Origin of the sequence: Lysinibacillus sphaericus (genome assembly GCF_002982115.1) — a bacterium.
GTDB lineage: Bacteria > Bacillota > Bacilli > Bacillales_A > Planococcaceae > Lysinibacillus > Lysinibacillus sphaericus.
Genome location: NZ_CP019980.1, coordinates 4,113,462 through 4,134,476, shown reverse-complemented (window position 1 = coordinate 4,134,476; position 21,015 = coordinate 4,113,462). Strand labels below are relative to the sequence as shown.

At 40.2% G+C, this 21,015-nt stretch carries 15 protein-coding genes and 1 riboswitch; all 15 genes read left to right on the top strand.

What is annotated here, in order from left to right; translation table 11 throughout:
• Window positions 1-51 precede the first annotated feature (51 nt).
• The 15 genes from LS41612_RS20225 to rpoE all read left to right on the top strand — a co-directional run bounded on the left by LS41612_RS20225 (window position 52) and on the right by rpoE (window position 20,776).
• Window positions 52-441, top strand: coding sequence for a MerR family transcriptional regulator (locus LS41612_RS20225; RefSeq protein ID WP_024362863.1), 390 nt, complete (start codon window positions 52-54; stop codon window positions 439-441).
• Window positions 434-1,936, top strand: a complete 1,503-nt coding sequence (locus LS41612_RS20220; protein WP_024362864.1) for a class I adenylate-forming enzyme family protein — start codon at window positions 434-436, stop codon at window positions 1,934-1,936. Before LS41612_RS20225 ends, LS41612_RS20220 begins: the two co-directional genes overlap by 8 nt.
• Window positions 1,937-1,938: 2 nt before the next feature.
• Window positions 1,939-3,606, top strand: coding sequence for an acyl-CoA dehydrogenase family protein (locus LS41612_RS20215; RefSeq protein ID WP_024362865.1), 1,668 nt, complete (start codon window positions 1,939-1,941; stop codon window positions 3,604-3,606).
• 164 nt (window positions 3,607-3,770) lie between these two features.
• A riboswitch (cobalamin riboswitch) is annotated at window positions 3,771-3,956 on the top strand.
• A 214-nt stretch (window positions 3,957-4,170) separates the two neighbouring features.
• Window positions 4,171-5,136 (top strand): ABC transporter substrate-binding protein, encoded by a 966-nt coding sequence (locus LS41612_RS20210; protein ID WP_024362866.1) that lies wholly within the window; start codon window positions 4,171-4,173, stop codon window positions 5,134-5,136.
• The gene (locus LS41612_RS20205) at window positions 5,133-6,134 is read left to right on the top strand and encodes a FecCD family ABC transporter permease (RefSeq protein ID WP_024362867.1); all 1,002 of its coding nucleotides are present in this window, start codon (window positions 5,133-5,135) and stop codon (window positions 6,132-6,134) included. The genes LS41612_RS20210 and LS41612_RS20205 overlap by 4 nt, the downstream gene beginning before the upstream one ends.
• Window positions 6,131-7,591: a bifunctional ABC transporter ATP-binding protein/adenosylcobinamide amidohydrolase gene (locus tag LS41612_RS20200; protein ID WP_024362868.1), complete on the top strand. Its 1,461-nt coding sequence runs from the start codon at window positions 6,131-6,133 to the stop codon at window positions 7,589-7,591. The genes LS41612_RS20205 and LS41612_RS20200 overlap by 4 nt, the downstream gene beginning before the upstream one ends.
• Before the next feature lie 12 nt (window positions 7,592-7,603).
• Window positions 7,604-8,167 (top strand): cob(I)yrinic acid a,c-diamide adenosyltransferase, encoded by a 564-nt coding sequence (locus tag LS41612_RS20195; RefSeq protein WP_024362869.1) that lies wholly within the window; start codon window positions 7,604-7,606, stop codon window positions 8,165-8,167.
• 375 nt (window positions 8,168-8,542) lie between these two features.
• Window positions 8,543-10,777 (top strand): heterodisulfide reductase-related iron-sulfur binding cluster, encoded by a 2,235-nt coding sequence (locus LS41612_RS20190; RefSeq protein ID WP_024362870.1) that lies wholly within the window; start codon window positions 8,543-8,545, stop codon window positions 10,775-10,777.
• 199 nt (window positions 10,778-10,976) lie between these two features.
• Window positions 10,977-12,182, top strand: a complete 1,206-nt coding sequence (locus tag LS41612_RS20185) for an acetyl-CoA C-acetyltransferase (RefSeq protein ID WP_024362871.1) — start codon at window positions 10,977-10,979, stop codon at window positions 12,180-12,182.
• Window positions 12,182-13,033: a 3-hydroxybutyryl-CoA dehydrogenase gene (locus LS41612_RS20180; protein WP_024362872.1), complete on the top strand. Its 852-nt coding sequence runs from the start codon at window positions 12,182-12,184 to the stop codon at window positions 13,031-13,033. Before LS41612_RS20185 ends, LS41612_RS20180 begins: the two co-directional genes overlap by 1 nt.
• 197 nt (window positions 13,034-13,230) lie before the next feature.
• The gene (locus LS41612_RS20175; protein ID WP_024362873.1) at window positions 13,231-14,364 is read left to right on the top strand and encodes an acyl-CoA dehydrogenase; all 1,134 of its coding nucleotides are present in this window, start codon (window positions 13,231-13,233) and stop codon (window positions 14,362-14,364) included.
• 105 nt (window positions 14,365-14,469) lie between these two features.
• On the top strand, window positions 14,470-15,606 hold the full coding sequence (locus LS41612_RS20170; protein ID WP_024362874.1) for an acyl-CoA dehydrogenase: 1,137 nt from the start codon (window positions 14,470-14,472) through the stop codon (window positions 15,604-15,606).
• 3 nt (window positions 15,607-15,609) lie between these two features.
• Window positions 15,610-16,242: a TetR/AcrR family transcriptional regulator gene (locus LS41612_RS20165; protein WP_024362875.1), complete on the top strand. Its 633-nt coding sequence runs from the start codon at window positions 15,610-15,612 to the stop codon at window positions 16,240-16,242.
• 294 nt (window positions 16,243-16,536) lie between these two features.
• Window positions 16,537-19,785 carry a fused isobutyryl-CoA mutase/GTPase IcmF gene (gene icmF, locus LS41612_RS20160; protein ID WP_024362876.1) on the top strand — a complete coding sequence of 1,083 codons (3,249 nt, stop codon included), beginning with the start codon at window positions 16,537-16,539 and terminating at the stop codon, window positions 19,783-19,785.
• 463 nt (window positions 19,786-20,248) lie between these two features.
• Window positions 20,249-20,776, top strand: coding sequence for a DNA-directed RNA polymerase subunit delta (rpoE, locus tag LS41612_RS20155; protein WP_024362877.1), 528 nt, complete (start codon window positions 20,249-20,251; stop codon window positions 20,774-20,776).
• The last annotated feature ends 239 nt before the right edge of the window (window positions 20,777-21,015 follow it).

The window sequence follows — 21,015 nt, the reverse complement described above, 5'->3', positions numbered from 1 at the left end:
ACGTTAACGTTAATGATATACTGATGAAAAATTGTGAAGGGGGAGTTGGTTTTGAAAACGATTCAGGAAGTAGCGAAGCAATTTAATGTTTCTACACGTACGATTCGTTATTACGAGGAGTTGGGGCTACTAAGTCCACATCGATCTTCTACGAATCAACGAACCTTTTCCAAAAAGGAAATGGCGAAGCTCAAGCTTATTTTTAGAGGAAAGCGTTATGGTTTCTCATTGGAAGAAATCAAGGAGATGGTGTTGCTCTTTGATTTTGATCGTTCAGGGATTCAACAATTGGAACGAACTGTGGCATACGGAAATCAAAAAATACAAGAAATTGAGAGTAAAATAGCTGAGCTTACACAAATGAAAAAGGAATTACAGCAATTACATGGCATGTTTAGTGAAAAATTATTGACTTTAAAGGGAGAGATGCACGATGAATAGTTCAAATTTGTTAGCGCGAAATGCCCGAAAGTACCCTATGAAAGAAGCTGTTGTTTGTCATGGGAAAAGCGTGACTTACCGCGAATTAGATGAGCAAGTGACGCGACTTGGTCATGCTTTGATGGAACAGGGTGTTCGCCAAAATGATAAAGTGATTATTTTTATGCCTAATGTTGTAGAGTTTGTTGTTAGTTATTTTGCGATTCAGCGTATAGGCGCTATTGTCGTTCCTGTAAATGCCAAATTTACATTGCAGGAGGTTGAGTATGTTGCACAGCATGCTGAGGCTAAAGCCATTTTAGTACATGAAGCTATATTTGCTACTGTCGAGCATATCAACGTCGTGCCTTTAAAGATTAAGACGGGTCATATGGAGGCAGGGTGGCTTCATTATGAGACGTTAATACAACATGCAAGTACACAAACAATAGATTGCCAGCTAAATGAAGAGGATGCCTCAACGATTTTATATACTTCAGGCACAACAGGAAAACCAAAGGGTGTGCTATTTAGCTATCGTAATATATTAACAGTAGCACAGATGATTGCCGTGGAAATGGAAGTAAAGCCTGCAAGCCGTATTCTTCTTATGATGCCGTTAACGCATTCAGCCCCATTACATTTATTTTTAATGGCAGGCGTCCTTGTTGGCTCCACAAATGTATTAACGCCAACCTTTACACCAGATTTGTTACTAGACATGGTAGAACAAGAAAAGACGACGCATTTTTTCGGGGCACCAGTCGCTTACTTATTAACTGCTCAAACAAAGAGACTGCAAACGGCAGATTTATCTTCAATGAAATGGTGGGTTTACGGAGGGGCACCATTATCACAAAATGAAATTCGTCATATACAAAAAGCTTTTCGAACAGAAAATCTAACATGTGTTTATGGTTTAACAGAGGCTGGGCCAAGTGGTTCTTTAATGTTCGGGCAAGAGCATATAGCGAAAGCAGGGAGTATTGGTCAACGTGCACCACTCGGTACGGAGCTACGCATTATTAACGATAGTGGGGAAGAAGTTGGTGTGAATGAGGTCGGGGAGATTGTGTTATTCGGTGAAGGCAACATGATGGGCTATTACAAAGATGAAATCGCTACAAAGGCAGCGTTTGTGGATGGTTGGTTGAAAACGGGAGATTTAGCGCGGAAAGATGAAGACGGCTTTATTTGGATTGTTGATCGAAAAAAAGATGTGATTATTTCAGGCGGCGTCAATATATATCCGAAAGAGATTGAAGATTTGCTTTTAAGCTATGACGGCATATTTGAGGTGGCTGTTATCGGAGTTCCACATCCGCAGTGGGGCGAAACCGTAAAGGCTGTGTATGCTACAAAGATAGAGATTGATGAGAGCGCACTTAAGGCGTATTTAGAGGAGCATCTAGCAAAATATAAAATTCCACGTCTATTTGAACGCGTGGAAGCGCTTCCGAGAAATGCTTCCGGGAAAATACTTAAACAATCATTGAAGGAACAAGGGGTGAGATAGCTATGAAAGTGCTACAGCAGGATGCAAGACAGACCACTAATTTTTTCACAGAGGATGAGACGCTCCATCAACTATTAGACATGATGCTAGATAAAGAGTTATTCGTCTATGCTAAGCGAGAATTAACGAATTTTGGTGAGCTTTGTGCAGGTGCTATTGACGTAAGGGCGAAGCATACTGATCGAGAGGGCGAACCTCGATTGCAACGCTATAATGCATATGGTGAGGAAGTTTCGGAAGTTTGGGTCAATGAAGGCTACAAAAAAACCATTGAAGAAACATACAACACGGGAATTGTAGGCTATGTGCATAAGAACATTCCGCAGTTAGGTAGGAAGGGGAATTATGTCTATAGCTTTGCGCAAGGCTATTTACTATCTCATGCGGAGCCAGGCTTCTATTGCCCCGTCACGTTAACGATGGCAACAGCCTATTTGCTGGATCATTATGCAAGTGAAGAGTTGAAGCAACGATTTTTACCACATGTTTGTGCAACAGGAGATACAGAGCTATATGAGGGAGCAACATTTTTAACAGAGCGGCAAGGTGGTTCAGATGTTGGCGCAAATATTGTAAAGGCTAGACAAGATGGACAGCATTATCTTATGTACGGAGAAAAATATTTTGCATCAAATGTAGGAATGTGTGGTGTGGCAATGGTTTTAGCACGCATTGAGGGCGCATCTACAGGTTCGAAAGGTTTAACATTATTTGCGGTCCCTTGGCGTCTAGACAATGGTAAGATAAACAACCTTCGCATTCGTCGTTTAAAAGATAAGCTCGGTGTGAGAGCAGTGCCATCAGGTGAGGTAGAGTTGGATGGTTCGTTAGCATATGTCGTTGGAGAACCAAATAAAGGAATCTATTATATGCTAGAGGCGCTTAATTTATCTAGAATTTGCAATGCAGTGGCTTCTATCGGTATTATGCGTCGCGGATTTTTAGAGGCGAAGCATTATGTGACTAATCGGAATGCATTTGGGCAACCTTTAATTCAATATCCTATGATTCAAGATACACTAGGGAAATATGCGGCGAAGGTCCATGTAGAAGTGGCTACTGTTTTCGACCTTATTCAATTGTATGACAGGGTAACGAGTGGTCAGGGCGATGAGCAGGATATGATTCTTAATCGCTTGAATATCGCCATTATGAAGAAAGAAACGGCTGAACAAGCGGTACATTATGCAAGCGAAGCGATTGAATTACATGGGGGAAATGGCTATATTGAAGATTTTGTTACGCCTCGTTTGCTTAGAGATGCGCAAGTACTTACGGTGTGGGAAGGTACAGCGAATATTTTAGCATTAGAGCTTATTCGCTTAGTCGATAAATATTTTGCCCATGAATTATTTGTACGAGTAATGCACGAGCGGTTGATTAAATTAGCAAATGGCTCATTAGTGCAAATTGTGGAAGAGCAACTAGCGAAATTAGAAGGTACATTACAAACATTTAGTCGTCTGGATGAAGCTACTAAATCATACGAGGCAAAGGGAGTAGCCGAAAAAATGGCTCATCTCTATGAAAGTGTAGTAGCAGTCGAATGGGCAGCTAAATTTGGTGGCAAATACGAAAAGCTAGCAGATATATATTTAGAAAATACATGGGCATTACGCGAAATTGGCGCACCCATGAAAACGGTCCAGTATTTTTCAGATATTATGTAAGGAAATAAGCCTTTTTAGAAAGTTTTCAGACGGTAGATAAACTCAAATTTTTGTGAGTTTATCTACCGTCTTTAGGGTGTCAGGCACGCACACAATTTTTGAAGCACATAGAATGGTGTCACTTTTTTTATCGTTCCCTATTTCTATTTTCATGTATAATAAAATCAACTGAATATTATAAAGGTTCTTTACTTAAGTAAAGTGAAAAGGGAAATCGGTGTAATTCCGATGCGGTCCCGCCACTGTAAGTGTGAGTTTTTTCAATGGATGCCACTGAAAGCTATTTTGGGAAGGCATGAAAAAGCATTTGGAGCACGAGCCAGGAGACCTGCCTTTATAGAACATTACATTTCAGCCTACGAGGATAGGATGGTGGTTTTTTTGTGCAAGCCCGCCTCTCGTTAAATGGACGAGGGCTTTTTTTATGTTTTGTAAGGCGACTATCGATAACCATTGAAAATAAAGGTGAGCAATCTCCATATTTAATAATGACAATCCCTATACTATCGATCAATCAAGTTAACAGAGCTAAAAAATGCACATACAATCTAAGGAGGATTCACAATGAAAAAGTATTGGAAGATAGGATTATCAGCATTTTTGGCAATGGGTTTACTTGCAGCATGTGGAGCACAACCGAAAAACGAGCAATCTGCATCAGAGCAGCAGGAGCAACAAGTAACCAAACAAGAAGAAGCAACATTTCCAGTGACAATAAAAGATGCTACTGGCAAAGATATCGTGCTAGAAGCACCGCCTGAAAAAATTGTTTCTCTTATTCCGAGTAATACAGAAATATTATTTGGGCTTGGCCTAGATGACGAAATTGTCGGCGTCAATGATTATGATGATTATCCACCGGAGGCAGCTAAAAAAGAAAAAGTCGGCAGTATGGAGTTCAATATTGAACAAATTATCGCCTTACAGCCAGATATTGTGTTTGCTCATGAATCAGGAATGGCTTCTTTAGATGGAGCGATGGAGCAGCTTGAGGCAGCAGGTGTAAAGGTATTTGTAGTGGCGAATGCAAGCGATTTTAATGAAACTTATACGACGATTGAGCAATTAGGACGCGCAACTGGTAAGTTACCGGAGGCACAAAAAATTATTGCTAATATGAAAGCCAAAGTGGAAGAAATCCAAGCGAAATTGCAGGATGTGGAACCAAAGAAAGTCTTTGTCGAAACGTCAGATGAGCCTGAAATCTACACACCTGGTAAGGATACATTTATGCAGGAAATGCTAAATATGATTCATGCTGAAAATATTGCAGCCGATACAACTGGTTGGTTCAAAATTGATGCGGAGCAAATTATTACAAAAAATCCAGATGTCATCGTTGTCACATACGATTATGTGCCAAATATTTTAACGAAAATTCCACAACGTGCAGGCTTTGATACTATTACAGCTGTAAAAAATAAAGCAATTGTACAAGTAGATGAAAATTTAACAAGTCGTCAAGGCCCGCGTTTAGCAGATGGGCTTGAAGAGTTAGCGAAAGCCATCTATCCAGAGGCTTTCGAGTGAGTAGAGCATTATTAGCCTATATTACAGCCATTACGTTACTTCTTGTTAGCATCTGGTGTGGCGTATCAATAGGCTCGGTTCATATTCCATTTGAAGTATTTTGGAATAGGGCGGCAGATGAAACAGCCGCTAATATTTTATGGAAAATTAGGTTGCCACGCGTATTGCTGGCAGGACTTGTTGGCGCATCGTTGGCGATTGCAGGGGCAGCCTTCCAAGGGTTGTTAAAGAATCCATTGGCAGACCCTTATACGCTAGGTGTATCTTCGGGAGCGTCAGTAGGTGCTGTGGTGACATTATTTTTTGGTATCTCGATACCGGTTGTCGGGTTGTATGCATTACCAACGCTTAGTATGGTGGGTGCGGTACTAACAATGGTAGCTGTCATGAGCTTTGCCAGAATAGTCGACCGTGCACTGAAAATGGAAACACTTATTTTAACAGGCGTTATTTTTAGTTCTTTTTTAGGATCTCTTATATCCTTAATGATTGCATTATCAGGAGAAGAGCTCCGCCAAGTGATAGGCTGGTTGCTTGGTTCAGTTTCGATGCGGGGCTGGCCGTATGTGCAGATGATTACACCATTTGTTGTCATAGGCTCTGCTATTCTGTGGACGCAAAGACGAGAGCTCAATGTTCTATTATACGGAGAAGAACGTGCAAAGCATTTAGGTGTCAATGTAAAGCGTAGTAAATATTTAATTTTAGTAGGGGGCTCCATGCTGACTGGTGCGGCTGTTGCTGTTTCTGGCACAATCGGTTTTGTCGGTTTAGTTGTGCCACATATGACACGCATGATTTGGGGTTCTGATCACCGTCATCTATTGCCGTTATCATTTATCAACGGCGCAACATTGCTAATTATTTGTGATTTAGTGGCGCGAACGATCATTATCCCTCGGGAATTACCAATAGGCGTTATTACTGCATTTATCGGTGCTCCTGTCTTTTCTTATATTTTCTATAAGCAACGTAGAAGCAAGGGGGTACGTGTATGATTATCGTTGAACACCTATCGGGTGGCTATGAGGACGTACCTATCGTCAAAGATGTTAGTTTTACCGTTGAAAAGGGGAAAATCCTTGGCATTTTAGGACCGAATGGTAGTGGTAAATCGACATTATTGAAAGTCATTAGTGGTCTATTGCCTGCAACAGCAGGAACGGTTTTTTTAGATGGCAAAAATATTAAACACTATAGTCCACGCGCGCTGGCGAAAAAGATGGCCGTCTTACCACAATTACATGCCAATGCATTTTCAAATACCGTGAGGGAAGCGGTATCGCTCGGTCGTTATCCGCATCAAACTGGTTTTTTTTCCAATTGGTCAGAGCAGGATGAACGAGCTGTTCAATATGCCATGGATCAAACAGGCGTAGCACGCTATGAGCATACATCGATGGAATTTCTATCGGGCGGCGAGCAACAACGGGTTTTTGTAGCGCAAGCTTTGGCGCAAACAGCAGAAGTATTATTGCTAGATGAGCCGACCAATCACTTAGATATTGCCCATCAACGTCAACTTTTGGATATGGTGCGTAAGGAAGCAATCGAGTGCGGTTTAACAGTTATTATGGTGCTACATGACATGAATTTAGCTTCTCTTTATTGTGATGAATTATTGTTAATGGAGAGTGGCTCTGTACGTGCTTTAGGTGTACCACATAAGGTGTTAATAGCTTCACAAATTGAGGATGTATATCAGGCACGGGTAACAACCTATGCCCACCCTGAAATACCGAAACCGCAAATTACAATTATGCCATCAACCAATGAATATCAGCAACGCGCTGACATCGTAAAAGAAGACTTTCGAGTAACGCCAGATTATATTCAACTAAAATCAACCATTCCTTTAAAAACCGTTTCTTCGGCTGTTCATAATCCCGGTATAGGATGGTATGACTGTCTATTAAATCGTTCAGTACCAGGAGATTATGTTATTAGTGATGTTAAACAAGAAGTTGCGGACTTTTTACAAAGGGAGCATTTTTCACCGACAAGCACAGTTGTTATGTTAACGGCTGTTCCTACACAACTGTTTGCACTTAATGAATATAGCACTGCCTTTGGGAGTGTGTTTGTTGTGGTAACAGCAGGTGTTGGCAATGCTGTAGATGTCTCTCGTACACACGAACGGCAGGATACGCCATATATTGGTACTATCAATACGTGGGTTGTCATCAATGGCTGTTTATCGGAAGAGGCATTTTTTCAAGCATTGATGACTGCAAATGAAGCTAAAACAAAGGCTTTACAATCAGAAAACATTCGGGATCATTTAACTGATACGATTGCGACTGGTACTGCGACCGATAGTTTGCTTATTGCGGCAACGCAAAAGGGTGAGGAAATGCGCTATGGTGGACCGATTACGGCTGTTGGTAAGATTATTGGTAAAGGTGTTTATGAGACGACGGTGCAAGCAATTCAAAATTATAAAAATAAAGCATAGGAGTGGAACAAGATGAAACTTTACACAAAAACAGGCGATACAGGGAAAACAAGCTTAATTGGTGGGCGTGTCGACAAAGATAGTCTACGTGTGGAAACATACGGGGCAATTGATGAATTAAATTCATTTATCGGCAAGGCTGTTAGTGAATTAGATCGCGCGTTATTTAAAGATATTTTAGTGGATTTAGAAACGATTCAACATGAGCTTTTTGATGCAGGCGGTGATTTAGCAAATGTTATGAAGGAACGTCATTATAAGTTAACGGAAGCACCGATTGAAGTACTAGAGGCGCGTATAGATGCATTGTCAGACGAAGCGCCACCATTAGAGAAATTTATCTTACCTGGTGGAGCGCCGGCCGCTGCAACATTACACATCGCACGTACAGTTGCACGCCGAGCAGAGCGCCAAATGGTAACGCTAATGAAAGAAATTGAAGATGTACCGACTATTGTACAAAAATATTTAAATCGATTATCAGATTATTTATTTGCCGCAGCACGTGTTGTGAATGCACGTTTAAACTTACCTGATATTGAATATATTCGTAGTGGCAATGTCTTTAAAAAATAACTTAAGTAGAGAAGAAGGCAGCAACGCATAACAGCAAATAAACAAAAGATTTGAGCCTAACGATGCAAAAAAAGAACCATTTTTAAAATAAATATTTTAAGTGGAATTTATGACGATGAATACAAGTAATTGTAAGATAAAACGATAAATTCAAATGCCAAAAAGCTACTCCGAAAGTAAAAATCAGGGTAGCTTTTTTGCTTATAAAATGTAAGAATATAAAATTATCAGAAATTTTTTCGTTTTATGTTGACTGAATGCTCACTCATTTATTAGAATGTGGATATAGTGGTGAAATGTCATACATTTACGTTTGAGCTAGAAATATTAACACAAAGAGAGAAAATTTACGACAAACTAAAGGGGGGACCAACCATGAGTCCATTAGTAATTGCAAACATTGTTCTAACAGTCGTGGTTGTGCTTTATGCAGTAGGGTTATTTATCTATCTGTTAAAAACACGCTATAAATTTGTGCAATTGGGGAAAAAGGTTGAGTTTGATGAAAGTGTCCAAGAACGCATTCGTTATTTAATGGTGAATGTGTTTGGTCAAAATAAGCTGTTAAAGGATCCTAAAAGTGGTTTAATTCACGTGATGTTCTTTTATGGTTTCTTAATGGTTCAGTTAGGGGCTATCGATTTAATTTGGAAGGGGTTAGTACCAGGCTCTCATTTACCACTTGGCATGTTCTATGGTGTATTCACATTCTTCCAAGAGCTAGTAGTATTAATGATTTTAGTGGCGGTTGTCTGGGCATTTTATCGTCGCTATGTGGAAAAACTAGTACGTCTAAAACGAGGCTGGAAAAATGGTCTTGTATTGATTTTTATTGGTGGCTTAATGCTTTCAACATTGCTGGCAAACGGTATGGGTCTTATCTGGCATGGCGAAGGTTTAACGTACACAGAGCCTGTTGCTTCTAGCATTGCAGCAATTTTTAGTTTTTTACCAACGTCTGCAGCAGCAACTGTTTTCTATATAGCATGGTGGGCTCATTTATTAATATTATTAACGTTTTTAATTTATGTACCGCAATCGAAGCATTTCCACTTGATTGTCAGCCCTATCAATGTGTATATGAACCGCTTAGATCGCACAGGTACGTTAACGCCAATCGACTTCGAGGCGCTTGAGGAAGCTGGTGAAAATGCTGAAAGTGAAGACGATATCCCATCTATCGGGGTAGGACGTATTCAAGACTTTACGCAAAAACAAATGCTAGATTTATATTCTTGTGTAGAATGTGGCCGTTGTACAAATATGTGCCCAGCAACAGGAACTGGCAAAATGCTTTCACCAATGGATTTAATCGTCAAGCTTCGGGATCATTTAACATTTACGGGTGCGGTTGTAACAAAGCAAAAACCGTGGGTGCCTTATCAATTTTTTGCAAATACAAAGGGCAATCAGCTTGCAATGGCAGCAGGTGCTGAAGGGGCAGTAATTGAGGATATTTATAGTCCATCATTAATCGGGGATGTCATTACCGAGGAAGAGATTTGGGCATGTACGACTTGCCGTAACTGTGAAGATCAATGTCCTGTTATGAACGAGCATGTCGATAAAATCATTGACTTACGTCGCTACTTAACGATGACGGAAGGAAAAGTAAACTCAGATGCACAGCGAGCAATGACAAACATTGAACGCCAAGGAAATCCTTGGGGACTAAATCGAAAAGAAAAAGAAAACTGGCGTGATTTAGACCCAACAATCCATATTCCAACCGTGAAGGAACTGAAAAAATCAGGCGAGGAAATGGAGTACTTGTTGTGGGTAGGCTCTATGGGTGCTTTTGATAATCGCTCTCAAAAAATTGCTTTAGCTTTCTGCCGTCTAATGAACGAAGCGGGCGTGAAGTTTGCAATTCTAGGAAATAAAGAGAAAAACTCAGGGGATACACCACGTCGTTTAGGAAATGAATTTTTATTCCAAGAGTTGGCAACAGCCAATATTGATGAGTTTGAGAAAAATGATGTAAAGAAAATCGTCACAATTGATCCGCACGCATATAATATCTTTAAAAATGAATATCAAGATTTTGGTTGGAAAGGCGAAGTCTATCACCATACGGAATTACTAAATCAATTGATTGAAGAAAATCGTTTAGTACTGAACTATGAAGTAGAGGAAACAATTGTCTTCCACGACTCTTGTTATTTAGGTCGTTACAATGATGTCTACGATGCGCCACGTGAAATTTTACGAGGCATTCCAGGTGTGAAGCTGGTGGAAATGGAACGCAATCGTGAAACAGCCATGTGCTGTGGCGCAGGTGGTGGCTTAATGTGGATGGAAGAGCATGTTGGCAATCGCATCAATGTAGCACGAACAGAGCAGGCGTTAGCAACGAATGCTTCAGTTATTTCTTCAGGATGCCCATACTGTTTAACGATGTTAGAGGACGGTACAAAGGCAAAAGAGGTTGAAGATACTATCAGCACATTCGATGTAGCAGAATTACTAGAACGCTCTGTGTTTGGGGAAAAAGTGAAAACTGTTGCAGACAATGTTGATGAACTAACAGAAGAAATGCTAGAAGAAGTGGTAGCATCTGTTGACTCACAAGAGCAAGACAAGAATGAAGAGCTAAACGCAGAGAAATGATAATTATTGTAGAAATATTTTCTTTATCTGAAAAATATAAATTGCACAATAATTAATTGTTTTGTAGAATAAGATTAATTGGAAATGGGAGTTATTAAAAAACTCCCATTTTTTATCGAGAAGAGTCGAGCGAGCGTTCAGTCAACAATGATCGCTTTGATACTTCTTCGAGTAACGTAAAACAAAAGGGGTGTTTTACTTGAATAGAGCTGTAATATTAGCAGGAGCAAGAACGGCATTTGGTAAATTTGGTGGTTCACTTTCCACTCTTAGCGCCAGTGACTTAGGTGCTATCGCCATTAAAGGCGCATTGGAAAAGGCAAATATCGCTCCAGATGCAGTAGGTGAAGTAATTTTAGGGTCAGTTTTACAAGGTGGGCAAGGACAAATACCATCAAGACAGGCTTCACTGAAGGCAGAATTACCAGTAGCAGTCAAAACTGAAACGATTAATAAAGTTTGTGCGTCGGGGATGCGCGCAGTAACATTAGCCGATCAGTTAATTCGTTTAGGGGACGAAGAAGTAATGATTGCTGGTGGTATGGAATCGATGTCAAATGCACCGTATTATCTTCAAAATGGTCGCACAGGTTTACGAATGGGCGATTCAACAATGGTAGACGGCATGCTTTATGACGGTTTAACTTGTGCCTTTAATCAGGCAAGACCACCTATGGGGAGCTACGGTAATAAGGCAGCAGGTGAATTTTCCTTAAGTCGTCAAGAACAAGATGCGTGGGCTGTCCGCAGTCATGAACGTGCGATTGCAGCCATTGAACAAGGTTATTTTGCCGAGGAGATTGTGCCTGTACAAATCGCACAACGTAAGGGTGATCCGCTTGTAGTCAATACCGACGAAGCACCAAGACCTGGCACTACGCAGGAAGTGCTCTCTAAGCTCAAGCCAGCCTTTGAAAAGGATGGTTCCATAACAGCAGGCAATGCACCAGGTGTCAATGATGGCGCATGTGCTCTTGTCATCATGAATGAAGACCGCGCAATACGGGAAGGTAGAGAGCCACTTGCTGTCATTATCGGTCATGCAGAACTGGCAATTGAACCAGAAAATTTCCCGCAAACACCAGGTCTTGTGATTAACAGCCTACTAAAAAAGACGGGGAAATCATTAGCAGACATCGATTTAATTGAAATCAACGAAGCCTTTGCAGCAGTAGCGCTTATTAGCAATCAGTTGGCAAATCTTGATGCAGAAAAAGTAAATGTCAACGGTGGTGCAGTAGCCCTAGGTCATCCGATTGGCGCATCCGGTGCACGCATTATCTTAACACTGGCACATGAATTAAAACGCCGTGGTGGTGGAATCGGGATTGCGGCAATTTGTTCAGGTGGCGGGCAAGGCGATGCCATAATGATTGAAGTACCAAAACAAAGGGGACATGAATAATGGGAATTCAAAAAGTAATGGTAATTGGTGCAGGGCAAATGGGTTCAGGGATTGCGCAAGTTTGTGCACAAGCTGGCTATGACGTGTTATTGAATGATATACAGCAATCCTTTTTTGAGCGTGGATTAAGCGTTATCACAAAAAACTTAACACGTGATGTTGAAAAGGGTCGTAAAACAGCAGATGAAAAAATGGCTATTCTAAGTCGCATTCAGATGTCACTAGATTTAAAGGATGCTAGTGATGTTGATATTATTATCGAGGCAGCAGTTGAAAATATGGAAGTGAAGCAATCCATTTTCAAGCAATTAGATACAATTGCACCTGCTCACGCCATACTGGCGACAAATACATCATCTCTGCCGATTACAGAAATTGCAGCAGTCACAAACCGGCCAGAGCAAGTAATCGGGATGCACTTTATGAACCCAGTACCTGTTATGAAGCTTGTCGAAATTATTAGAGGTTTAGCGACGGCTGACGAGGTTTACAAAGCTGTGGAAGAAATGACTGTAAAGTTAGCAAAAACACCAGTGGAAGTAAATGATTTCCCAGGCTTTATTGCAAACCGCATTTTACTGCCGATGATTAATGAAGCAATTTATGCATTATATGAGGGAGTTGCATCGAAAGAAGCGATCGACGATGTGATGAAGCTGGGCATGAATCATCCGATGGGGCCATTAACATTAGCAGACTTTATCGGCTTAGATACATGTTTATCTATTATGGAAATTTTACATGAGGGCCTAGGTGATAGTAAGTACAGACCTTGTCCTTTATTACGCAAATATGTAGCAGCAGGTTGGCTAGGTAAAAAATCAGGAAGAGGCTTTTACGTTTACGAATAGTCCTATGGGGATGGGATATTCAGAATAATTACACCTAGGCGTAATGGTGTTCAGATTTTGGAGTGCAGGCTCAATAAAATTTGTGCTAGCCATCGAGGTCTTAACTTACTTTAGCTAGGCGTTACATTTAGAGGGCTTTTGCTAAAAGTATGTTAATGTGTAATGCTACGTGACAGCATAGAGGGGTGACATTATAGATGCATTTACAATTTACGGATGAGCAATTAATGATGCGTGATATGGTGCGCGATTTCTCACAGGAGAAAATCGCACCGTGGGTAGAACGAATGGAGGCTGGTGAGTTTCCGCGTGAACTGCTTACACAAATGGGTGAATTAGGTTTAATGGGCATCACAACCCCAGAAGAACTAGGTGGCTCTGCGATGGATTTTACTTCGTATATTATCGCAATCAATGAATTATCAAAAGTGAGCGCAGTGATGGGTGTTATATTATCAGTACATACGTCTGTAGGTACAAACCCAATTATTTATTTTGGTAACGATGAGCAAAAACAACGTTATGTTCCGAAGCTAGCAGCAGGTGAATATTTAGGGGCATTTTGTTTAACAGAGCCAAGTGCGGGTTCGGATGCAGGCTCTTTACAGTCAAAAGCAGTACGTGATGGTGATGAATATGTCATTAACGGCTCAAAAGTATTTATTACAAACGGAGGCGAAGCAGATGTTTATATCGTTTTTGCCTCCACTAATCAAGCTGCAAAAACACGTGGCATTTCAGCATTTATTGTTGAAAAGGGTACGCCGGGCCTAATTATAGGCAAGGATGAGCACAAAATGGGGCTACATGGTTCACGTACGGTCCAATTAACATTTGATAACTGTCGAATTCCGGTCGCTAACCTTCTAGGGGAAGAAGGAGAGGGCTTCAAAATCGCAATGGCAAATTTGGATGTGGGGCGCATAGGAATCGCGGCACAAGCTTTAGGAATCGCTGAAGCAGCTCTTGAAGCAGCGACTGCATACGCCAAAGAGCGTGTGCAATTTGGCAAACCAATCGCCGTACAGCAAGGAGTTGGCTTTAAGCTAGCCGATATGGCAACGGCTGTAGAAGCGGCAAAATTGCTTGTGTATCGTGCAGCTGATTTACGTGCGAAAGGTTTACCATGTGGAGCAGAGGCATCAATGGCAAAACTCTTTGCTTCTCGAACAGCTGTACAAACAGCGATTGAAGCCGTACAAATTTTTGGTGGCTACGGTTACACCGAGGATTATCCAGTAGAACGTTATTTCCGTGATGCTAAAGTGACAGAAATTTACGAAGGTACAAGTGAAATTCAAAAACTAGTGATTAGTAAATATTTAATTTAATAGAGTGCCAACATTCGTAAAAGAATTTAGTTTATGCACACGTATTTATAGGCAATTCAATAAAGGAACAGGCGAACTTCATTAAAATTAAAGGGGAAATGGACAATGAACTTTCAATTAACAGAAGAACATGAACAATTACGTGAAATGATTCGCGACTTTGCTTTAAATGAGGTAGCACCAACAGCCGCAGAACGCGATGAAAATGAAGAATTTGATCGTGCCATTTTTGATAAGATGGCTGAATTAGGCTTAACAGGTATTCCGTGGCCAGAAGAATATGGTGGTGCAGGCTTTGACTACCTTGCCTATGTCATTGCTGTTGAAGAATTATCTCGTGTATGTGCTTCGACAGGGGTAACATTATCTGCTCATACTTCTTTAGCAGGTTGGCCGCTATATAAATTTGGTACTGAAGAACAAAAACAAAAGTACCTGCGACCAATGGCAGAAGGCAAACATATCGGTGCTTATGGTTTAACAGAGCCAGGTTCTGGTTCGGATGCTGGTGGTATGAGAACGTATGCAAAACGCGATGGCGATGATTATATTCTAAATGGTTCAAAGATTTTTATTACAAACGGTGGCGTAGCAGATACATATATCGTATTTGCAGTAACAGACCCAGAAGCGAAAAACGGCACGTCCGCTTTTATCGTTGAAGCAGGTTTTGCAGGTTTTTCAGTCGGTAAAAAGGAGAAAAAACTAGGGATTCGTTCATCACCGACAACAGAAATTATTTTCGATAACTGCCGTGTACCAAAAGAAAACTTACTTGGGGCTGAAGGAGACGGCTTTAAAATTGCAATGACAACACTTGATGGTGGACGTAACGGCATTGCAGCTCAAGCAGTAGGAATTGCGCAAGGTGCTTTAGATGCTGCGGTTGAATATGCCAAAGAGCGTGTACAATTCGGTAAGCCAATTACTGCAAACCAAGGTGTGTCCTTTAAATTAGCGGATATGGCAACGCAAATTGAAGCATCTCGTCTGCTTACATACCAAGCTGCTTGGTTAGAGACAAACAATCTTCCTTACGGTAAGGCATCGGCAATGGCAAAGTTAATGGCTGGTGATACAGCAATGAGCGTCACAACTGAGGCAGTTCAAGTCTTTGGTGGTTATGGTTACACGAAAGATTATCCAGTAGAACGCTTTATGCGTGATGCGAAAATCACTCAAATTTACGAAGGTACACAAGAGATTCAACGTCTTGTTATCTCGCGTATGTTGACGAAATAATTTATGACAGAAAAGAACAAAAGACCCCAAGTCCAGTCAACCGTGAAAGACGAAAATCTCATTGCCATTCGCCGAGAACAAATGATTCAAGGTGCTATTAAATTATTTAAAGAAAAAGGATTCCATCGTGCTACTACAAGAGAAATCGCTAAAGCAGCAGGTTTTAGTATCGGTACATTATATGAATATATTCGTACAAAAGAAGATGTACTATACCTCGTTTGTGATAGCATCTACCACCATGCGATGGAACGTCTATCAAGCTATGAGATAAAGGCAGGAACGATAGAAGAGTTAAAAGAAATGATTCGTGAGTATTTTTTACAAATCGATAGCATGGTAGATGAATTAACAATCATGTATCAGGAAACGAAATCATTATCCAAAGAAGCACAGCGTTATGTTTTTAGTAAAGAGTTTGAGATGGTTGCCACTTTTGAACGATTGTTAAAACGGTGCGTACAGTCAGGGGAACTAACAATGACTGATCAGCAAATTCATTTAGCAGCAAATAATTTAGTTGTTCAAGGTCAAAGCTGGGCGTTCCGCAAATGGGCGCTTCACCGTCAACATACGCTTGACGAGTATATTGAAATGCAAACAACATTGTTCATTTCAGGCATTAAGGGGTTTTAATAAGTTCCAAAGGGGTTTGTCGGTAATTGCATAATGCGACATTGCAATTACCGATTTTTTTCATAATGGCGTATGGCGCAGAGCTGATGGTATTTCACTAGGCTCAAGAAGCCCATACAATGTGTCGATTTTTCATTTGAACGAGTCGGAAGCTGGCATTTAACAGTGATTCACTGCTTGCTAGCAAAGCATCGGTACGAAGCAAAATTGTTCTGTGTTTGTACTTTTTAAATGATGAAATCATTGCAAACATTGATGAAAAGATTTACTAAGGGGAGAAAGTAGGGGTTTCATATGACAAAGGTAGAAGTGTATCGTCCAAAAAATCACGTACGTTTTGTTACAGCATCAAGTCTTTTTGATGGTCATGATGCTTCGGTCAATATTATGCGACGGATTTTACAATCGAGCGGTGTGGAAGTCATTCATTTGGGACATAATCGCTCTGTAGAAGAAGTCGTCAATGCTGCGATTCAAGAGGATGCACAAGGCATTGCTGTATCTTCTTATCAAGGCGGCCATATGGAATACTTTAAATATATGTATGATTTACTGCGTGAGAAAGGTGCACCGCATATTAAAATATACGGCGGCGGTGGCGGTGTAATCTTGCCTCGTGAAATTAAAGAATTACATGCTTACGGCGTTGCAGGTATTTTCTCACCAGAAGATGGTCGTGTATTAGGGCTGCAAGGTATGATTAATGAGCAAATTAAAGGTACAGATTTTCCAACTGCAACTGGTGACTATTTAGAAAAGCTAGATGCTTTAACAACTGAAACACCAGAAATTTTAGCAAATTTAATAACCGCAGCTGAATCGAATAACGATGAAGAAACGAAAAGAATGCTAGAGGAAGCACGTAAGCGCTCAAAAGGAACACCGATTTTAGGGATTACAGGTACAGGTGGTGCTGGTAAATCCTCTTTAACGGATGAGCTTATCCGTCGTTTTTTAAAAGAATTCCCAGAAAAGCGTGTAGCAATTTTATCGGTGGATCCAACAAAGCAAAAAACAGGTGGCGCTTTACTTGGAGATCGTATTCGTATGAATGCTATTTTCAATAATCGTGTCTATATGCGAAGTTTAGCAACACGTGGTTCTCGTACGGAGCTTTCGGCTTCTATTGGCGATGTATTGGATGTTGTACGTGTGGCAGGCTATGATTTAATCATCGTTGAAACGAGTGGTATTGGTCAAGGCGATGCAGAAATTACAAAATTCACTGATTTATCCATGTATGTAATGACGAGCGAATTTGGAGCACCGACACAGCTTGAGAAAATCGATATGATTGATTTTGCTGATGTCATTGCCATCAATAAATTTGAACGAAAAGGCTCAGAAGATGCACTACGTCAAGTACAGAAGCAATACCAACGTTCTCGAGAGCTTTGGGATGAACCAATCGATAAAATGCCTGTTTACGGCACGATTGCCAGTCAATTTAATGATAAAGGAACGAATGCGTTATTTGCTGCATTGGTTCAGATTATTAACCAAAAAACAGGAAGCGATTGGGAAACAGGTTATGAACAATTTGCCAAAACGCAAAAGCAGGATGTTATTATTCCGAATGATCGTCGCTATTATCTTCGTGAAATAACTGATACAGTGCGTGGCTATCATAAAAAAACAGAGCAGCAGGTTGCATTTGCTCGTCGCTTATTCCAATTAGAAGGTGCCATCGCAGCAGTAATGGAAAAGGCGCCAGATGATGCCCTTGTTGCATCACTTACTTCTTTAGCGGAAGGTGTACGAGATGAATTAACAGCAGAATCGAAGCGTATTTTAGATAATTGGCAAGCATTGAAACAAGCTTATGCTGGGGATGAGTTTGTAACCAAAGTGCGCGATAAGGAAATTCGTACAATTTTAACGACAACGAGTCTTTCAGGCACAAAAATACCGAAAGTTGTACTGCCGAAGTTTGTGGACTACGGTGAAATTTTACGTTGGGTATATCGTGAAAATGTACCAGGAGAATTCCCTTATACAGCAGGTGTATTCCAGTTCAAGCGTGAAGGAGAGGATCCGAAACGACAATTTGCCGGCGAGGGTACGCCAGAACGTACAAATAAACGCTTCCACTATTTATCGAAAGATGATGATGCGAAACGTTTATCAACCGCGTTTGACTCGGTAACGCTCTATGGCGAGGATCCTGATTACCGTCCGGATATTTACGGTAAAGTTGGTGAATCAGGCGTCTCTATTTGTACGCTTGAGGATATGAAAAAGCTCTATGCAGGCTTTGACCTTTGTGCACCTTCAACCTCTGTATCTATGACAATTAATGGACCAGCGCCAATTATTTTGGCGATGTTTATGAATACAGCTATTGAACAACAAGTTCAATTACGAGAAAAAGAACTAGGAAGACCATTAACAGTTGAAGAATTTACAGAGACGCGTGAGAAAACATTGCAGGTTGTGCGTGGTACAGTACAGGCTGATATTTTAAAAGAAGATCAAGGGCAAAATACATGTATTTTCTCTACGGAATTTGCGCTTCGCATGATGGGCGATATTCAACAATATTTTATCGACAAAAAAGTGCGTAACTACTATTCTGTCTCTATTTCGGGCTATCATATTGCAGAAGCAGGAGCGAACCCAATTTCACAGCTAGCATTTACACTTGCAAACGGCTTTACGTATGTTGAATATTATTTAAGCCGAGGTATGAATATTGATGATTTCGCACCAAATTTATCATTCTTCTTCTCAAACGGTTTAGATCCGGAGTATACAGTAATTGGCCGTGTAGCACGTCGTATTTGGGCAGTTGTCATGCGTGATAAATACGGTGCAAATGACCGTGCACAAAAGCTTAAATATCATATCCAAACTTCTGGGCGAAGTTTGCATGCTCAAGAAATAGATTTTAATGATATTCGAACAACATTACAGGCACTTATGGCATTGCAAGATAATTGTAACTCTTTGCATACAAATGCATATGATGAAGCCATTACTACGCCAACAGAGGAATCAGTAAGACGGGCAATGGCAATACAAATGATTATTACAAAAGAACATGGCTTAGCGAAAAATGAAAATCCATTACAAGGTGCATTTATCGTAGAGGAATTGACGGATTTAGTAGAGGAAGCTGTGTTAGAAGAGTTTGATCGTATTAATGATCGTGGCGGTGTACTGGGTGCGATGGAAACCCAATATCAACGCGGTAAAATTCAAGAAGAATCGATGCATTATGAAATGTTAAAGCATTCAGGTGAATTACCAATCATCGGTGTTAACACATACTTAAACCCGAATCCGCCTACAGATGATGCGATTGATAATATGGAAATTGCTCGTGCGTCATCAGAAGAAAAAGAAACACAAATTCGCAATTTACAGTTATTCTGGCAACAGCATGAGGGGGCAACAGAAGCAGCGATAGCCCGCTTACAAGAGGTAGCTGTAAACAATGGCAATATTTTCGAAGAGCTAATGGAAACTGTAAAAGTAGCGAGTCTAGGACAAATTACAAAGGCTTTATATGAAGTCGGAGGACAATTCCGTCGCAATATGTAAAACAAAAGACTGTGAATTTGCTTAATGAGGAACGGCAATGCTAGTCTATCCGAAAAACTGCTAATTTTTTAGTGTCTAGTCATACGATTAGGCACTTCTTTTTATTTTCGTTATAATAGAAATGTAAAAAAGAGGGGGGCGCAGCGGAGGATGAAATCAATAATTCACTACATTATTGTTTTAGCTTTAGTATTAGGAGTCATTTTCCTGTATAATAAGCAAATTGGCGCTATTCCTTTACTTTTATTATCGATATATTTGTTTTTTCTAGGGATAAAAAAAATGTGTAATATAAAAAACAGTAATTGAAGGTAGCAAAGAGACTAAAACATTGTATATAATGGGTATTATGCTTATGGTATGGAAAGTTACTTTTGTGCGGTCTTTTTTAGCTGCGCTCCGAAAATAAAGCACTATTTAATTTTAAAACGTCCATTGTGATGAGAGGAAGGAAGTGCACGAATTGAATTTTCGTGAAATGACAAAGGAACAATTAGCGGAAGAATCGTTAATTAACTTAGCTTATGCAATTTTAACAGAAAAACGTGCTTCAGTGTCATTTAATGACCTGCTTACAATTATTAAAGAGCTTGTTGGCTATAGCGATGAAGAAATAAAATCACGCTTACTACAATTTTACACAGATATGAACATTGATGGACGTTTCTTATTCAATCAAGAAACTGGTTGGGGCTTACGTGAATGGTTTAAAGTTGAACAAATCGAAGAAGAAACAGCTCCTTCTGTGAAAACACATAAGAAAAAATCTAAAGCTGCTCTTGATGATGAAGATGATATAGAGGAAGATTTGGACGAAGAAGAAATTGACTTCGATGAAGACTATGAAGAATTTGTTGAAGAAGAAATCGATGAAGAAAAAGAAGATATCGACTTTGATGAAGAAGATATAGAAGATATTGATGAAGAAATAGATGAAGATTTCATTGAAGATGATGAAGAATTTGAAGAAGAAGAAGAGGAAGAAGTGTAAGACTAACTTGCTTTGAATTTTCTTACTTTTTTACATGTAGTAAAAATTCTTGACTTCTATCACGGTTACGTTTAATCTTTTACTTGGGCTCCTTAAAAAAAGGAGAAAGACCGTGTATATAATACGCTCCCCCTGCAAACCTATGCAGGAGGGGCGTTTTTTTTGTTTTTAACTTACTTTGGGAAGCTAAATTAAGTTAAAGGCTTGGCAGAAGGTACAGTTTTAAAATCCGCTTTTTT

Coding starts and splice junctions, on each gene's coding strand:
- LS41612_RS20210 (WP_024362866.1), top strand. CDS start 4,171: ATGAAAAAGTATTGGAAGATAGGATTATCAGCATTTTTGGCAATGGGT.
- LS41612_RS20215 (WP_024362865.1), top strand. CDS start 1,939: ATGAAAGTGCTACAGCAGGATGCAAGACAGACCACTAATTTTTTCACA.
- LS41612_RS20190 (WP_024362870.1), top strand. CDS start 8,543: ATGAGTCCATTAGTAATTGCAAACATTGTTCTAACAGTCGTGGTTGTG.
- LS41612_RS20195 (WP_024362869.1), top strand. CDS start 7,604: ATGAAACTTTACACAAAAACAGGCGATACAGGGAAAACAAGCTTAATT.
- icmF (WP_024362876.1), top strand. CDS start 16,537: ATGACAAAGGTAGAAGTGTATCGTCCAAAAAATCACGTACGTTTTGTT.
- LS41612_RS20200 (WP_024362868.1), top strand. CDS start 6,131: ATGATTATCGTTGAACACCTATCGGGTGGCTATGAGGACGTACCTATC.
- LS41612_RS20180 (WP_024362872.1), top strand. CDS start 12,182: ATGGGAATTCAAAAAGTAATGGTAATTGGTGCAGGGCAAATGGGTTCA.
- LS41612_RS20175 (WP_024362873.1), top strand. CDS start 13,231: ATGCATTTACAATTTACGGATGAGCAATTAATGATGCGTGATATGGTG.
- LS41612_RS20220 (WP_024362864.1), top strand. CDS start 434: ATGAATAGTTCAAATTTGTTAGCGCGAAATGCCCGAAAGTACCCTATG.
- LS41612_RS20165 (WP_024362875.1), top strand. CDS start 15,610: ATGACAGAAAAGAACAAAAGACCCCAAGTCCAGTCAACCGTGAAAGAC.
- LS41612_RS20170 (WP_024362874.1), top strand. CDS start 14,470: ATGAACTTTCAATTAACAGAAGAACATGAACAATTACGTGAAATGATT.